Here is a 15,676-nt window from a genome sequence, read left to right as displayed (position 1 = left end):
CGGCTTGCGCCCGCACCCGGGGCGGTGCTGTCATCGACGGTGTGAGCGAGGTGCACGACGTCGTCGACGCCGTCTGGAAGGCCGAGTCGGCGCGGGTCATCGCCGTGCTCACCCGGATCGTGCGCGACGTCGGCACCGCCGAGGAGTGCGCCCAGGACGCGCTGGTCGCCGCGCTGCGCCAGTGGCCGCACGAGGGGGTGCCCGACAACCCCGCCGCCTGGATCACCACCGCCGCCAAGCGCCGGGCCCTGGACCGGATCCGCCGCGACCAGCGCCTGGAACGCGAACACGAGCGCATCGCCCGCGACCTCGAACACGCCCCGGAACCCCTGGAGCCCCCCGGCGACCCGGACACCGACCCCGGGGACGTGCTGCGGCTGCTCCTGCTCACCTGCCACCCGGCCCTGTCGGTCGGCGAACGCGTCGCCCTCACCCTGCGCCTGGTCACCGGCCTCACCGACAACGAGATCGGCCGCGCCCTGCTCACCCCCGAGCACGAGATCACCCGCCGGGTCGCCGCCGCCAAGCGCACCCTCGCCGAACACGGCGCCGCCCTGGAGCCGCCCGGACCGCAGGAGGCCGCCGAGCGGCTGCCCGCCGTCCTGGACGTGGTCTCCCTGGTCTTCAACGAGGGCTACACGGCCACCGCCGGACCCGGGCTGATGCGGCCGCGCCTGTGCGAGGAGGCGCTGCGCACCGGCCGGATGCTCGCCGAACTCGTCCCCGACCGGGCCGAGGCGCACGCCCTGGTCGCCCTCATGGAACTCCAGCGGTCGCGCACGGCCGCCCGCACCGGCCCCTCGGGCGAACTCCTGCGCCTGCACGAACAGGACCGGCGCCGGTGGGACGCCGCGGCGATCCGGCGCGGGTTCACCGCGATGCTGCGCGCCCGCGACGCGGGCGGCCCGCCCGGCCCCTACATGCTCCAGGCCGCCATCGCGGTCTGCCACGCGCAGGCGCCCGACGCCGAGGCCACCGACTGGGCGCGGATCGCGGCCCTGTACGACCGGCTGGCGGACCTGGCTCCCACCCCGGTGGTGCTGCTCAACCGGGCGGTCGCGGTGGGCCGGGCGCACGGCCCCGAACGGGGCCTGGAGCTGGTGGACGCCGTGGCGGCCGAGCCCGCGCTGCGCGACTACCACCTGCTGCCCAGCGTGCGCGGCGACCTGCTGGTGCGCTCGGGGCGCCCCGCCGAGGCCCGGGTGGAGTTCGAGCGCGCCGCCGCCCTCACCGGCAACCGGGCCGAACGCGACTTCCTGCTGGGCCTGGCCGCCGGCCTGCCCTCCGCCCCGGCCGGGCCGCTGCTGGGCGATGCCGTGCGCGCCTTCCTGACCCGCGGGGACCTGGGGGAGCAGGCCGCCCGCTCCTACGGCCGGACCCTGGACCGCCTGTGCCGCTCCCTGGGTGCGGGGCTGCCGGTGTCCGAGCTCACCGCCGAACGCGTGGCAGGGGTGTTCGCGACGGCCTGGGGCGGGTCCGCCGCCCGCACCTGGAACCGGCACCGGTCGGCGGTGCGCACGTTCGCCGCCCGGACGGGCCTGGACGGGATCGACGCGGCGCTGGAGCGGCGGCCCGAGCCCGCGTTCGCGCCGCCGGAAGTGGACCCGGGCGCGGTGCGCGCCCTGTGGGAGGGGCCGGACGTCCCGGTGCGCGAACGCACCCTGTGGTGCCTGCTGGCCGAGTCCGGGGTCCCGGCGCGCACCGCCCTGGCCCTGAACGTCGAGGACCTGGACCTGGACGACCGGTCGGCACCGGTCGGCGCGGCCCGGGTGGTCTGGCGCTCGGGCACCGCCCGGCTGCTGCCGGAACTGCTGGGCGGGCGCACCCGCGGCCCCGTGTTCCTGTCCGACCGCCGACCCGGCCCGGCCCGCACCCCCGGGGAGCGGGACCTGTGCCCGCAGACGGGACGGCGGCGGCTGTCCTACGAGCGGGCCGAGCGCCTGTTCGCGCTGGCCTCCCGCGCGGTGGACCCGGGCGGGAGGGGCTGGACGCTGGGCCGCCTGTCCGGGATCAGCCGAGCAGGCCGTCCAGCGGGATGAGCACCCCCGAGCCCAGGGCCAGCAGCCCGGTGGACAGCAGCACCACCAGCATGAGCACCGACCCGACCACGGCCAGCCGGAACGCGGCCAGGCGGCGGCGCGCCCGCGAGGAGTCCTTCTTGCTCGCCGCGGTGCGGCCCATCGCGAAGAGCGCGACCGACAGCAGCACCGGCAGCCACCAGGCGGCGCCCATCTCCCCGGGCAGCAGTCCGGTGACGGCGCCGGTGACGTCGGCCAGCGTGCCCAGGACCGGCCCGCGGGCGGCGTCCAGCAGCCCGGTGTAGGCGTCGCCGACGAACGTGCTCTCGGGGTAGAAGCCGTCCTGCGGGCGCAGCGCCCGGCCCAGCCCGTCCACCAGGCCCAGCAGGGCGGCCGGGTAGGCGAAGCGGCGGCACTTGCCCGCCGTCATCGCCTTCTGGATCTGGTTCATGGTGCGCTGGACCCGCTTGGAGGCGCGCTCCTGCTGCTTGCGGGTCGCCTCCGGGTTCTGCCCCTCGGGGCCCTGGCCTCCGGGGCTCTGCGCCCAGGGGCCCTGCCCCCCGGCGTTCTGGTCCTGGCGCGCCCCCCACCGGTTCCAGCGCGGGCGGGCCGCGTCCCGCGGCGCGGTGCCGCCGACCACCGGGGTGTCGCCGGTGGCGGCCTCGGCCCGGCGGCGGCGCGCGTCGGAGACCCGGCCGCGCGCCTCGTCCCAGCGGGCCTGGGCCGAGCCGGTCAGCGCCGCCCAGCGGTCCTGGCGGCGGGCGCGGCCGTCGGCGCGTTCGCGGTCGGCGATGGAACCGCCGATGCGGACCGCCTCGGGCAGCAGCAGCACGGCGGTGAGCAGGGCGGCGCGCGGGGCGAGCGGGTCGCCGCCGCCGTCGCGCAGGCCGATGCGGCGCTGCTCGTTCCACCAGGGGGCGTGCGGTGCGGGGCTGCGCTGGGCCGGGTGCCAGGACTGGCGGCGCAGCAGGGCGCGGTGCCGGGACGCGGTGTCGGGCTCCAGCACCAGCTCCACGGCGCGCGCCCAGGTGGTGTCGATCTCGTGGGCGGCGGGCCGGTCCGGCCGGTCCGCGCCGGGGCCGGTGGTGCGGTCCAGGGTCTCGGCGACCCGCTTCATCAGCAGGGGCACCTCGTGCTGGACGCGTTCGAGCAGGACGCACCGGCCCGAGCCGTCGCTGCGGCAGCCCGGGTGGGGGCACCAGTGCTGGGCGGCCAGGCCCACCGCGCCCGACTCCAGGGCCTCACGCACCACGGCGTGCCTGCTGGCCTCGCCGGTGGACAGCTCCAGCAGGCCGTCGGCGCTGATCTCGTGGCCGCGGTAGCGCGGCGGCATGCCCGGCACGTAGCGGGCGGCCAGGGCGCTGATGGCGATGTGGGCGCGCTCGGGGTGGCCGTCCAGGCCGGTGAGGTAGGCGCGGTCGAAGGTGTGGTCCTTGACCTCGCGGTCCAGCCAGGTGCGCAGCTCCGACCAGTGGGTGCGCAGCCACAGCGCGCCGGTCTCGGAGCGGTCCAGCAGGTCGAAGGCCAGGCTCGGCGGGTCCTCGTGGGAGGCCCCGGCGAACACGATGGGGCGCAGCCGCCGGGCGGTGCGCAGGGCGGGCCGCTCCCCGGCCAGCCACTGGGCGACCTCGGCGTACCCCCAGCGGGCCGAGGGGGAGGGGGCGAGCAGGCCGCGCACCAGCAGCCGCCAGTGCTCGTCGGTGACGGCGGAGATGTCCACCTCGGTGTTGCGGGCGGTCAGCCAGTTGCCGCCGCGGTCGGGGCGGCGCCCGGCGACCAGCTCGTGCGCCATCACGCCCAGGGACCACCAGGCGGCCGGGGCCTCGCGGCGGCCCTCGACGACCTCGGGGGCGGCGTAGTCCTCGGTGATGGCCAGTCCGCCGTAGACGCGGCTCATGGTGGCGCGGACGGCGCCGCCGAAGTCGGTGAGCGCCAGCACCGGTGGGTCCAGCGAGCGGACCAGCAGGTTCTCGGGCTTGACGTCGGTGTGGTTGTGCTGGAGGTCGTCCTGCCAGTGGCGCAGGCACTCGGCGACGGCGGAGACGACGGCGCGGGCGCGGGCGTCGTCCAGTGGGGCCTGGTCGATGACGGAGCGCAGCGAGCCGTGCTCGAAGTACTCCTGGGCCTCCCAGGCCAGGTCCTCCTCCCAGGAGCTCTTGGCGTGGCCGTAGCCCTGGACGGCCGGGGTGTGCGGGGAGGCGGTGCCGCGTGCGCGCAGCCGGTCCAGCAGCTCGCGGTTGATGTCGTGGCCGGGCCGGTACACCTTGAGCGCCAGGCGGCGGCCGGGGGAGTCGGTGGGCTCGACCAGGTAGACGACGGCCTCGCCGCCGGCGCCGATGCGGTCCAGGACCTGGTAGCGGCGGCGCAGGTCGGCGGGGACGGCGTAGTCCAGGTCGCTGGCCGGGCCGACGACGACCCGGGAGACGAGGCGGGCCAGCCAGTCCAGGAAGGGGCCGAACAGGATGCGCCACCAGGGGGTGCGGCCGCCCTCGCCGCCGGGGGCCGCCGCGCCGCCGAACCGGGCGGTGGCCGGGGCGGGCCGCTCCACCCGGGTGGGCGGGGCAGCCGGGCCGGGGCCCTGGCCGCCGGGGTCCTGGACGCGGGTGGGCGGGGGCGCGTCGCGGGCGGAGCCCGGTCGCAGGACACGGGTGACCCACCGCGTGGCCCCCGTGGCGGGGTCCGCCTTGGCGGTGGGCGCGGTGGGTTCGATCCGTTGTGTCGGCGCGTTGTCGTCACCGGTGTGGGGCGTGACCATGGAGGTCGGTGCCGTCCTTCTCGGTTGCGTGGGTGTCGTGACCGGGATCGGCGGACCGTTTCCAGATTAGACGCCCCGCGGCGGCCGCTGTGGGCCGTGCGCCCGCGGACCCCCGTCGACGATGCGCGCCTCTCCCCGTCTTTCACCCTGTAGGACTCCGGTCACGCCCTCCGGGTTCCCGCGGGGCCGGTCCGTTCGCTCACGCCCTGGTCAGTGCCCGCGCGGGGTGATGCCCAGCTCGGCGCAGGACTCCTGGTACATGCGCACGACCTCGTGGCGGATCTGGGCGCGCTCGGTGAGCGGCCGCGCCCAGGGGATGCGCACGGTGTGCTCGGCGCCGTCGACGGTGACAGCGTACTCCCCGGCCTCGCCGTCCAGGCCGGTCATGCGGGCCGCGGTGGCGTCGGGGTGGCCGCCCAGGGCGCGGCAGATGATCAGGGTGTCCTCGGGGTGGTCGCCGTTCATGTGGGCGGTGACGGCGGTGACGACCTCGGGGGCGAAGGGGCCGGACATGGCGGTCCTCGTGTGTCGGGCGCGGGTGCGCGGAGTGGACGACGGCGGGGCCGGTGGTGCCCCGCACCCGCCGACGATAGCCGAGCGCCCTGACCGGTGGTGACACTGTGTCGCTAAAACCCGAGTCGTCAAAACCCGGGTCGCTGAAACCCTGGTCGTCGAAAAGGGGAAGGCGCCCGCGGGACGGACGGAGGTCCTGCGGGCGCCTTCTCGACGACCTCTCGCCCCACCCCCGGAGGGCGAGGGGCCGCACGGCACGCCCGCTCCCACCGGTGCCGGTGGGAGCGGGCGCGGGTCCCCGGGGTCAGGGGGGACGTGTGCGCCGCCGGGCCGGTCAGGCCTGGCGGGTGAACTCGGCGTCGATCGTGATGCTGATCTTGTCGCCGACGACCACGCCGCCGCCGTCCATCGGCATCTCGATGTCGACGCCGAACTCCTTGCGGCTGATCTGGGTGGTGGCGGAGAAGCCCGCGCGGTCCAGGCCGTAGGGGTCCAGGGTAGAGCCGTTGAACTCCAGCTTCAGCTCGACCGGGTTGGTGTTGCCCTTGATGGTCAGCTCGCCCGTGAGCACGAAGTCCTCGCCGTCGGCGGCCAGGCCGGTCGAGCGGAAGGAGAACTCGGGGTTGTCCTCCACGTGGAAGAAGTCCGCCGAGCGGATGTGGTTGTCGCGGTCGGCGTTGTCCGTGTTGATCGAGGACGCGTCGATCACGGCCTCGACGGAGGCCTGGGTCGGGTCCTCGGGCACGGTCAGGGTGGCGTCGAACTTCTCGAACCGGCCGCGGACCTTGCTCACCATCATGTGGCGGACGGAGAACCCGACGGTGCTGTGGGCGGCGTCGATCTTCCAGGTGCCGGCCTTCAGTTCCTGCGCTGCCATCTGACTTACTCCCTGTTGCGGGTCGGGGACCCGGGGACTCGGGCCCATCTACTTGCCTAGGAACAAAGTACCTTAGAAATATCTTCCTGGGAAGAAGCTTATGCGTTCGAGGCCCCACGCGCAACAGCCGACCCCACTAGAATCGGCGCATGGAGAACCCGGCATGGCTCGACGAGGACGAACAGCGGGTCTGGCGGGGCTTCCTGCGCGTCAACGCCTGGATCTACGACGAACTCGAACGCGACCTGCGCGACCGCGGCGGCCTGAGCCTCATCGAGTACGGCATCCTCGTGCACCTGTCCGAGGCCCCCGAGCGCCGCATGCGCATGCGCGCCCTGGCCGACAGCGTCATCGTCTCCAAGAGCCGCCTCTCCCACCAGATCGCCCGCCTCGAACGCGACGGCCTGGTCCGCAAGCAGGAGTGCACCGACGACCGGCGCGGCCTGTGGGCCGTCCTCACCGACGAGGGCGCCCGCCTGCTCGCCGCGGTCGCCCCCGGACACGCCGCCCGGGTCCGCGCCCTGATGTTCGACCGCCTCGGACCCGCGCGCACCGCCGCCCTGGAGGACGTCCTCGCCGTCCTGGAACCGGGCGGCGACACACCGGCGGCCGTCGGACGAATCCCCGGTGTCCACAGGGCGACCGTAGGTAACGACTGAGTGCGACGCCGACCCGGTCGGACCCCCGCCCGGGTAGAGTCGAGGGTCGTGAGCAGACCAACGATCATCGGCGCCCAGAACTTCCGGGACGACGACGGGAGCGCCGACCCCGAGGTCGAATCCCGCCTGCGCGCCCACGCCGCCGGCGAGATCGGCGACCGCCAGGTGCTGACCGCCCTGAGCACCTCCCGCGTCCTCATCCCCGTGGTCGCCGTGGCCACCGAGACCGAGGAGGGCGTCGGCGGGCTCACCAAGGACAAGAACAGCGAGGTCGCCGTCCCCGTCATGACCGGCAAGGACGGCCGCCGCGGCGTGCTGGCCTTCACCTCGGTCGACGCCGTCCGCCGCTGGCGCTCCGACGCCCGGCCCGTCCCCTTCTCCACCAAGGACGCCTGCCAGGCCGCCGTGGAGGAGGGCGCCGACGCCCTGGTCGTCGATGTGTCCGGGCCGGTGCCCTACACCGTCCAGGGCCGTTTCCTCACCATGCTCGCCGAACAGGGCACCGTCCCCGAGCCCAAGGACGACCCCCAGGTCCTCGCCCTGATCTACCGGGTCACCCACACCGAGTTCGGGATCGAACGCGTGCGCATCCACCCCTCCCAGCGGGCCGACATCGGCATCCGCCTGGAGCTGGAGGAACGCGACGACGAGTCCCTGCGCCGCGTCGCCGAGCGCCTGGCCGCCGAGCTCCGCCACGTCCTGCCCGGCGGGATCGAGCTCAGCGCGGTCGTGCGCGCCCAGCGCGACACCGACTGAGCGCACCGGGACCGCTCCGGCCCCAAGGCCTGGAACCCCTCCGGCCCCAAGGCCTGGAACCGCTCCGGCCGGACGGTCCGGGACAGCTCCGGCCGAGAGGCCTGGAACCGCTCCGGCCCGACCGCCCGGAACCGCGTCGGCCGAGGGCTCCGGAGCCCTACCGGCCGGACGGCCCGGGCCACACCGGCCGGGTACCCCGGAGTTGTCCACAGGCGCGGCCCGGGCCTGTCGGCGCGGCGCGCCGCGGGGTAGCTTCGCATCATGCCCACCCCCTCGGACCTCGCCGCCCTAGCCGACCCCCGGGCGGTCGCCCTCATCGCGGCCGCCGCCCTGGCCGGCCTGCTCGCCGGGCACCTCGGCGGCCGCCTGGTTCCCCTGTTCGGCCCGGCGGGACCGCACGTCACCGCCTCCGTCGACGCGGCCGCCGCCAGGGACGACGCCGCGCCCGGCCGGGCCTCGGGCGCGGCCGCGGCGGACCCGGAGACCCCGCCCGGCGAGGAGGGCCCACCACCGCCGCGCTGCCCGCACTGCCGGGCCGAGCTCCGGTTCTGGCGGTGGTTCCCCCTGGTGGCCGACCGCGCCTTCCGCGGCCGCGGCAGCTGCCCGCACTGCGAGCAGACCGTGCGCCCCCACCCCGGCGCCGTCCTGCTGGCGGTGCCCGCCGCCGCCCTGGCCGGGGCCGCCGCCGTCCTGCACCCGCACTGGACACCCCTGTGGCTGCCCGCGGTGCTCTGGCTGGTGGCGGTGGGCTCCGCCCTGTCCGTCGTCGACCTGCGGGTCCAGCGCCTGCCCGACGCCCTGGTCAGACCCGCCTACCCGGTGGCCGCCGCCCTCATCGCCCTGGCCGCCCTCACACCACCGGGCGGACCACAGCCCGGACGGCTCCTGGACGCCGTGGTGGGCATGGTCCTCGTCACGGTCCTGTACTGGCTGCTGTGGCGGATCCACCCGCGGGGGATGGGCCTGGGCGACGTCCGCCTGTCCGGACTGACCGGCCTGTACGCCGGGTGGGCGGCCGGTCCGCTGGGCGCGCTGACCGCCGTGTTCTGGGCGTTCGCGGCCTTCTCCGTGGTGGGCCTGGTCCTGATGGCGCTGCGCCGCGCCTCCCCGCGTTCGACCTTCCCGCTGGGGCCCTTCATGCTCGCCGCCACCCTGGCCACCGTCGTGGCCGCCAGGCCCCTGTTGCCCGAACTCTGAGACCGGATGCCACCCCTCGGACCGATCCGTGAAAAGATCGGTCCCATGTTGCGCTGGCTGACCGCAGGGGAATCCCACGGCCCGGCACTCGTCGCGATTCTGGAGGGCCTCCCGGCCGGTGTGTCCGTCACCTCTGACGACATCGCCGCCGCGCTGCTCCGCCGCCGCGCCGGGTACGGTCGTGGCGCCCGGATGAAGTTCGAACAGGACCAGGTCTCCGTCATCGGAGGCATCCGCCACGGCCGCACCCTCGGGGGTCCGGTCGCGGTCGAGGTGGGGAACACCGAGTGGCCCAAGTGGGAGCAGGTGATGTCCCCCGACCCGGTGCCCGCCGAGGTCCTGGACGGCATCGCCCGCAACGCCCCGCTCACCCGTCCCCGGCCCGGCCACGCCGACCTCGTCGGCATGCAGAAGTACGGGCACACCGAGGCGCGGCCCATCCTGGAGCGCGCCAGCGCCCGCGAGACCGCCGCCCGTGTCGCCATCGGCGAGGTCGCCCGCCGGTTCTGCCGCCAGGCGCTGGGCGTGGAGATCCTCAGCCACGTGGTGTCCATGGGCCCGGTCTCGGTCCCCGAGGACGCGCCCGAGCCGCGCCCGGAGGACCTGGCCGCGGTCGACGCCGACCCGCTGCGCTGCTTCGACCCGCAGACCAGCGCCCGCATGGTCGAGGAGGTCGACGACACCAAGAAGTCCGGGGACACCCTCGGCGGCGTCGTCGAGGTCCTCGCCTACGGGCTGCCGCCGGGCCTGGGCACCCACGTCCACTGGGACCGCCGCCTGGACGCCCGGCTGGCCGCCGCCCTCATGGGCATCCAGGCCATCAAGGGCGTCGAGGTCGGCGACGGGTTCCGCACCGCGGCCCGCCGCGGCTCGCAGGCCCACGACGAGATCGAGCCCGGACCCGACGGGGTGCGCCGCCGCACCAACCGCGCCGGCGGCGTCGAGGGCGGCATGAGCACCGGCGACCCGCTGCGGGTGCGCGCCGCCATGAAGCCCATCGCCACCGTGCCGCGGGCGCTGGACACCATCGACACCGAGACCGGTGAGCCCGCCCAGGCCCACCACCAGCGCAGCGACGTCACCGCGGTCCCGGCCGCCGGCGTGGTCGCCGAGTCGATGGTCGCCCTGGTCATCGCCGAGGCCGCCATCGAGAAGTTCGGCGGCGACTCCGTCGAGGAGACCACCCGCAACCTCCGGGGCTACCTGGACTCCCTGGACATCCGCTGACCCGCCCGGGGCCCGCCCCGCGGCGGGCCCCGGGACCGAGACGAAGGTGGGAAGTAGCGTGTCACGAGCGATCGCGGTCCTGATCGGATCGCCCGGCTCGGGCAAGTCCACGGTCGGAGAGGCCCTGGCCGCGCGCCTGGGCGCCGACCTGCTGTGCACCGACACCGAGATCGAGAAGCGGGCCGGCAAGCCCATCGGCGACATCTTCCTCGACGAGGGCGAGGAACACTTCCGGGCGCTGGAGCGCGAGGTCGTCGCCGAGGGGCTGCGCTCCTGGGAGGGCGTCATCGCCGTCGGCGGCGGCGCCGTCCTGAACGAGGACACCCGCCGCGACCTGGCCGACCACCACGTGGTCTACCTCCAGGTGGAGTTCGCCGAGGCCGCCAAGCGCGTGGGCATGGACACCGCCCGCCCGCTGCTGGTCGGCAACCCCCGGGCCCGGCTGCGCAAGCTGCTGGACGAGCGGCTGCCCGTCTACGAGTCCCTGGCCACGGTGACGGTGCCCACCACCGGGTTCCACCCCGAGGAGGTCGTCGACGCCATCGTGCCCACCCTCGACGCCGGGCCCGACACCGGGAAGGCCGCCCCGTGACCGCCACCCGCATCCGCGTCGGCGACGACGCAGGGCGCTACGACGTCGTCGTGGGCAGCGGCGTGCTCGCCGAGCTGCCCTCCCTGGTCGGGGACGCCGCCCGCGTCGCGGTGATCCACCCCGAGGGCCTGGAGGCCGTCGCCCGCCCGGTCGCCGGGGCCCTGGAGGCCGCCGGGTACACCGTCCACCCCATGCCCGTCCCCGACGGCGAGGCCGCCAAGAACGCCGCCGTCGCCGCCGACCTGTGGACCCGGCTGGGCCTGCACGGGTTCACCCGCAGCGACACCGTCGTGGGCGTGGGCGGGGGCGCCACCACCGACCTGGCCGGGTTCGTCGCCGCCACCTGGCTGCGCGGCGTGCGCGCCGTCCTGGTCCCCACCACCCTGCTCGGCATGGTGGACGCCGCCGTCGGCGGCAAGACCGGCATCAACACGCCCGAGGGCAAGAACCTCGTCGGCGCCTTCCACCCCCCGGCCGGGGTGCTGTGCGACCTGGCGACCCTGCCCACCCTGCCGCGGGCCGACTACATCGGCGGACTCGCCGAGATCATCAAGGCCGGGTTCATCGCCGACCCCGTCATCTGCGACCTGGTCGAGGACGACCCCGAGGGCGCCGCCCTGCCCGAGGGCCGCCACACCCGCGAGCTCATCGAACGCGCCATCCGGGTCAAGGCCGAGGTGGTCTCCGGCGACCTCAAGGAGAGCGGCCGCCGCGAGATCCTCAACTACGGCCACACCCTGGGACACGCCATCGAACGCGCCGAGAACTACACGTTCCGGCACGGGTACGCCGTCTCCATCGGCATGGTCTTCGCCGCCGAACTCGCCCGGCTCGACGGGCGCGTCGACGCCGACCTGGTGGCCCGCCACCGGGCGCTGCTCACCTCCGTGGGCCTGCCCGTGTCCTACGGGTCCGCCGTCTGGCCGCAGCTGCGCGCCACCATGAGCGTCGACAAGAAGGCCCGCGGCGCCACCCTGAGGTTCGTGGTCCTGGACGGCCTCGCGAAGCCGACCATCCTGGCCGGGCCCGCGCCGGAGCTGCTCGACGCGGCCTACGCCGCCGTCACGGGCGACGCCCCGGTTCCGGGAAGCCACTAGACTGGCAGCCAGGCGGCCTGCGCACAGGCGCGCCCGGGACGGGTCCCGGGGCGCCCGCGGCCGGCCCCACCGAACCACCCGACCGGGCCCTTGGGGGCTCCGGTCGCCCGACGTGTCAGACCCCTGGGAGAGACGACCGAAGTGGCCACGACGAACGACATCAAGAACGGCACGACCCTGCGGATCGACAACGTTCTCTGGAACGTCCTGGAGTTCCAGCACGTCAAGCCGGGCAAGGGCGGCGCGTTCGTCCGTACCAAGCTGAAGAACGTCCTCACCGGCAAGATCGTGGACCGGACCTTCAACGCCGGCGCCAAGGTCGAGTTCGCCAGCGTCGACCGCCGCGACATGGAGTACCTGTACCACGACGGCGACGCCTACGTCTTCATGGACAGCCAGACCTACGACCAGATCCAGGTCCCCGAGGCCGTGGTCGGCAAGGACAGCGACTTCCTGCTGGAGAACACCAAGGTCACGGTGGCCACCAACGAGGGCAACCCGCTCTACATCGAGCTGCCCGCCGCCGTCGAGCTGGAGATCACCCAGACCGACCCCGGCGTCCAGGGCGACCGCTCCACCGGCGGCACCAAGCCCGCCACCGTGCAGACCGGCGCCACCATCCAGGTGCCCCTGTTCATCTCCCAGGGCGAGCGCGTCAAGGTCGACACCCGCACGGGTGACTACCTCGGGCGAGTCAACTGATGAGCGGAGCACGGCGCAAGGCGCGGCGGCGCGCGGTCGAGGTCCTCTACGAGTCCGAGGTGCGCGGCATCTCGGTGGAAGAGGTCATCCGGCGCCGCCGGGCCCAGCCCGAACCGCCGATCAACGAGTTCACCGAGCAGCTGGCCCGGGCCGTCGACGGCCACCGGGACCGCATCGACGAACTCCTCGACACCTACGCGATCGGCTGGACCCTGGAGCGGATGCCGGTCGTGGACCGCAACATCCTGCGGATGGGCGCTTACGAACTGCTGTGGGCCCAGGACATCCCCGACGCCGTGGCGATCGCCGAGGCCGTGGGGGTCGCCAAGGAGCTGTCCACCGACGAGTCTCCCAACTTCGTCAACGGGCTGCTGTCCAGGCTGATGGAGAACAAGTCGACGCTCGCCCTGTAGGCGGGCACGGCCCGGCACGGGTACCGGGTCCGGACGAGCATGCGGGGGACCAGTGAGTGACAGGAGCGGCGCGGCAGTGAGCGGTCTGGGAGAGGGCGGGGCCACCGGCCCGGGCCGGGCGGCCAACGCCGCACGGACCGCCGTCGTGTGGGAGGCCCTGGCCGGACTGCTGGACCGCCTCGGCGGCGGCTCCCCCCTGGACATCGTCGACGCGGGTGGCGGCACCGGAGGGGCCGCCGTCCCGCTCGCCGAACTCGGCCACCGGGTCACCGTCGTCGAGCCCAGCCCCGACTCGCTGGCCGCGCTGGAGCGCCGCGCCGCCGAGCGCGGGGTGCGGGTGCGCGGCGTGCAGGGCGAGACCGACGACCTGGCCTCGCTGTTCCCCGAGGGGAGCACCGACCTGGTCCTGGTCCACAACGTGCTGGAGTACGTCGACGACCCCGTCGCCGCCCTGCGCGACGTGGTCGGCATCACCCGGCCCGGCGGCGCGGTCAGCCTCCTGGTCACCAACGCGGTCGCCGGGGCGCTGCACCGGGCCCTGGCCGGGCACCTCACCGACGCCCGCACCCTGCTGGAGGACGCCGAGGGCCGCTGGGGCCCGGGCGACCCCATCCCGCGGCGGTTCACCCGCCGCGGCGTCCTGGAGCTGGTCGGCGCCGCCGGGCTCACCGACGAGCGGGTCCGCGGCGTCCGCGTGTTCGCCGACCTGGTCCCCGGCCACGCCTGGGAGGGCGACGTCCACGCCGGCCGCCACCTGGTCGAGCTGGAGAAGGCCGCCGCCGAGCACCCCGAGCTGCTTGGCATCGCCACCCAGCTGCACGTCATCGCCCACCGGCCCTGAAACCTGTCCTTCGTGGCACGTAGCCTGGCCGTATGAGCCGACGTCAACTGGAGCGCGGGGCCGCGCTGCGCGGCATGGTCACCCCGCGGGGGATCGTCCCGCTGGGCGCGGACTTCCCGCGTGACGGGTCGGGGCCCGACGCCGACTGCAACGTCCTGCACCTGGACATGGACGCGTTCTTCGCGAGCGTGGAGCGGCTGCACAACCCCGGCCTGGAGGACACCCCGATCATCGTCGGCGGCACCGGCCCGCGCAGCGTCGTCTCCTCCGCCGACTACCTCGCCCGCGCCCGCGGCGTGCACTCCGCGATGCCGATGGCCCAGGCCCTGCGCCTGTGCCCCGGCGCCGCCGTGTTCCCGCCCGACGGGCGCGCCTACCGGGAGGTCTCCCGGGCGGTCATGGAGATCCTGCGGGCGGTCACCCCGCTGGTGCAGCCGCTGTCTTTGGACGAGGCGTTCCTGGACGTGTCCGGGGCGCGCCGCCGCCTGGGCGGGCCGGTGCATATCGCCGCGATGATCCGCGACCGGGTCCGCCGCGAGCAGGGCCTGACCTGCTCGGTGGGGGTGGCCGCCACCCGGTTCACCGCCAAGCTCGGCTCCACCCACTGCAAACCCGACGGCCTGCTCCTGGTACAGACCGCCGCGGTCCGCTCCTTCCTGGACCCGCTGCCGGTCGGCGCCCTGCCCGGGGTGGGCGACAAGACCGAGCAGACCCTGGCCCGGATGGGCGTGCGCACCGTCGGCGCCCTCGCCCGGTACGACCGCGACCTGCTGCGCATGCAGCTGGGCGACAAGCACGGCACCCGGCTGGCCGACCTCGCCCACGGCGTCGACGACAGCCCCGTGGAGCCCGAGAGCGAGGACAAGAGCATCGGCGCCGAGGAGACCTTCGACGTCGACGTGGCCGAACCCGGGGCGGTGAACCGGGAGCTGCTGCGGCTCTCCGAGAAAGTGGCGAGGCGCCTGCGCGCCTCGGGACAGATGGGGCGCACGGTGAGCGTCAAGCTCCGCCGGGACGATTTCTCGACCATCACCCGGGCCCGCACCCTGCCCGAGGCCACCGACGTGGGCCGGGAGATCAACGCCGTCGCCCGCGCCCTCTACGCCGAATCCGGGCTGATGGGAACCCCGATGCGCCTGGTGGGCGTTCGTATGGAGGGGATCGTTCCCGCCTCCGGGGTGCACCGCCAACTGGCCCTGGACGAGCAGGACACGGGGTGGCGCGACGTCGAACGCGTCATGGACCGGGTGGCGGAACGATTCGGACCGGGCGCGCTACAGTCGGCGGTATTGGCCAAGCGTGACGAAAACGACGTATGATGCCGCAACTTCCGGGCCGTTCCCAGCGTTATACGGGGTAGGTCCGGAGTCAGGGTAGACAGAGAGGCATGGAAGCCGGTGTTTCCGAGACAGCGCGGGGGTATCGTGGCCTTGGTCGGTCAGGTCCGCACGCAGCTTTTCCTTCCACGGTGCGCTAGCGCATCGTATTCTGGGCATACCACTGACCAAGAGACCGTTGATCAGTACCCGTCACCCCAACCGGGGACTGTTGTAGGGAGGCGCCGTGCCGCTCTCTGAACACGAGCAGCGCATGCTCGACCAGATCGAGCAGGCGCTGTATGCCGAGGACCCGAAGTTCGCGAACACCGTTCGGCAGACGAACCCCGTGGTCCATCACAAGCGCCGGATCATCAAGGCCGGACTCGGGTTCGTCCTCGGCCTCGTGCTGATGCTGACGGGCCTGCTGCTCGGCACCAGTGCCGGAATGGCCATCGGTGTCACCGTCAGCGTGGGCGGCTTCCTCGTGATGCTGACCTGTCTGCTGTGGGGGCTCAACGCCTGGCGCCGGGCCGCCCTGGGCGGACCGGCGGAGGTGGCACCCGACGAGCCCAGGCGCCGCAAGGGCGACCGCCCGGGCATGATGAACCGCTTCGAGGAACGCTGGCGCCGCCGCCAGCAGGGCGACGAGTGACCACGCCGCTCTGACTCCAACGGGCAACGACGAGGGCCCCGCACACCGTGCGGGGCCC

General features: G+C 74.6%; 15 protein-coding genes. 12 read left to right on the top strand and 3 right to left on the bottom strand.

Annotated features, from left to right (window positions below; genetic code table 11):
• The first annotated feature begins 41 nt into the window (after positions 1 to 41).
• The gene (locus tag ACJOT3_RS07210; RefSeq protein WP_406970103.1) at positions 42 to 2,039 is read left to right on the top strand and encodes a DUF6596 domain-containing protein; all 1,998 of its coding nucleotides are present in this window, start codon (positions 42 to 44) and stop codon (positions 2,037 to 2,039) included.
• Here ACJOT3_RS07210 and ACJOT3_RS07205 read toward each other — a convergent pair.
• From ACJOT3_RS07205 to ACJOT3_RS07195, 3 genes are all read right to left on the bottom strand, one after another.
• Complete coding sequence (locus tag ACJOT3_RS07205) at positions 2,011 to 4,773, bottom strand: protein kinase domain-containing protein (RefSeq protein ID WP_406970101.1); 2,763 nt, start codon at positions 4,771 to 4,773, stop codon at positions 2,011 to 2,013. The genes ACJOT3_RS07210 and ACJOT3_RS07205 overlap by 29 nt on opposite strands.
• 210 nt (positions 4,774 to 4,983) lie before the next feature.
• A complete protein-coding gene (locus ACJOT3_RS07200; RefSeq protein ID WP_406970099.1) occupies positions 4,984 to 5,286 on the bottom strand; it encodes a DUF2470 domain-containing protein in 303 nt (100 codons plus the stop codon).
• A 334-nt stretch (positions 5,287 to 5,620) separates the two neighbouring features.
• Positions 5,621 to 6,163: a YceI family protein gene (locus ACJOT3_RS07195; RefSeq protein WP_406970097.1), complete on the bottom strand. Its 543-nt coding sequence runs from the start codon at positions 6,161 to 6,163 to the stop codon at positions 5,621 to 5,623.
• Between the two features lie 149 nt (positions 6,164 to 6,312).
• Here ACJOT3_RS07195 and ACJOT3_RS07190 point away from each other — a divergent pair, with 149 nt between their 5' ends.
• From ACJOT3_RS07190 to ACJOT3_RS07140, 11 genes are all read left to right on the top strand, one after another.
• On the top strand, positions 6,313 to 6,822 hold the full coding sequence (locus ACJOT3_RS07190; RefSeq protein WP_406970095.1) for a MarR family winged helix-turn-helix transcriptional regulator: 510 nt from the start codon (positions 6,313 to 6,315) through the stop codon (positions 6,820 to 6,822).
• A 48-nt stretch (positions 6,823 to 6,870) separates the two neighbouring features.
• A complete protein-coding gene (locus ACJOT3_RS07185) occupies positions 6,871 to 7,578 on the top strand; it encodes an SseB family protein (protein ID WP_406970093.1) in 708 nt (235 codons plus the stop codon).
• A gap of 261 nt (positions 7,579 to 7,839) precedes the next feature.
• Positions 7,840 to 8,775 carry a prepilin peptidase gene (locus ACJOT3_RS07180; protein WP_406970091.1) on the top strand — a complete coding sequence of 312 codons (936 nt, stop codon included), beginning with the start codon at positions 7,840 to 7,842 and terminating at the stop codon, positions 8,773 to 8,775.
• A gap of 45 nt (positions 8,776 to 8,820) precedes the next feature.
• Complete coding sequence (aroC, locus tag ACJOT3_RS07175) at positions 8,821 to 10,002, top strand: chorismate synthase (protein ID WP_406970089.1); 1,182 nt, start codon at positions 8,821 to 8,823, stop codon at positions 10,000 to 10,002.
• A gap of 58 nt (positions 10,003 to 10,060) precedes the next feature.
• Complete coding sequence (locus ACJOT3_RS07170; protein WP_406970087.1) at positions 10,061 to 10,594, top strand: shikimate kinase; 534 nt, start codon at positions 10,061 to 10,063, stop codon at positions 10,592 to 10,594.
• On the top strand, positions 10,591 to 11,691 hold the full coding sequence (gene aroB / locus ACJOT3_RS07165) for a 3-dehydroquinate synthase (RefSeq protein WP_406970085.1): 1,101 nt from the start codon (positions 10,591 to 10,593) through the stop codon (positions 11,689 to 11,691). The genes ACJOT3_RS07170 and aroB overlap by 4 nt, the downstream gene beginning before the upstream one ends.
• 141 nt (positions 11,692 to 11,832) lie before the next feature.
• Complete coding sequence (gene efp, locus ACJOT3_RS07160) at positions 11,833 to 12,393, top strand: elongation factor P (RefSeq protein ID WP_406970083.1); 561 nt, start codon at positions 11,833 to 11,835, stop codon at positions 12,391 to 12,393.
• Positions 12,393 to 12,806: a transcription antitermination factor NusB gene (gene nusB / locus ACJOT3_RS07155; RefSeq protein ID WP_406970081.1), complete on the top strand. Its 414-nt coding sequence runs from the start codon at positions 12,393 to 12,395 to the stop codon at positions 12,804 to 12,806. Before efp ends, nusB begins: the two co-directional genes overlap by 1 nt.
• Before the next feature lie 52 nt (positions 12,807 to 12,858).
• Positions 12,859 to 13,647, top strand: a complete 789-nt coding sequence (locus ACJOT3_RS07150) for a methyltransferase domain-containing protein (protein ID WP_406970079.1) — start codon at positions 12,859 to 12,861, stop codon at positions 13,645 to 13,647.
• 32 nt (positions 13,648 to 13,679) lie between these two features.
• Positions 13,680 to 14,966 (top strand): DNA polymerase IV, encoded by a 1,287-nt coding sequence (gene dinB, locus ACJOT3_RS07145; protein ID WP_406970077.1) that lies wholly within the window; start codon positions 13,680 to 13,682, stop codon positions 14,964 to 14,966.
• A 244-nt stretch (positions 14,967 to 15,210) separates the two neighbouring features.
• A complete protein-coding gene (locus ACJOT3_RS07140; RefSeq protein ID WP_406970075.1) occupies positions 15,211 to 15,618 on the top strand; it encodes an SCO2097 family morphological protein in 408 nt (135 codons plus the stop codon).
• The last annotated feature ends 58 nt before the right edge of the window (positions 15,619 to 15,676 follow it).

Origin of the sequence: Nocardiopsis protaetiae, from assembly GCF_045446735.1 — a bacterium.
Lineage (GTDB): Bacteria > Actinomycetota > Actinomycetes > Streptosporangiales > Streptosporangiaceae > Nocardiopsis > Nocardiopsis protaetiae.
This window is presented reverse-complemented; position numbering and strand designations above follow the sequence as displayed.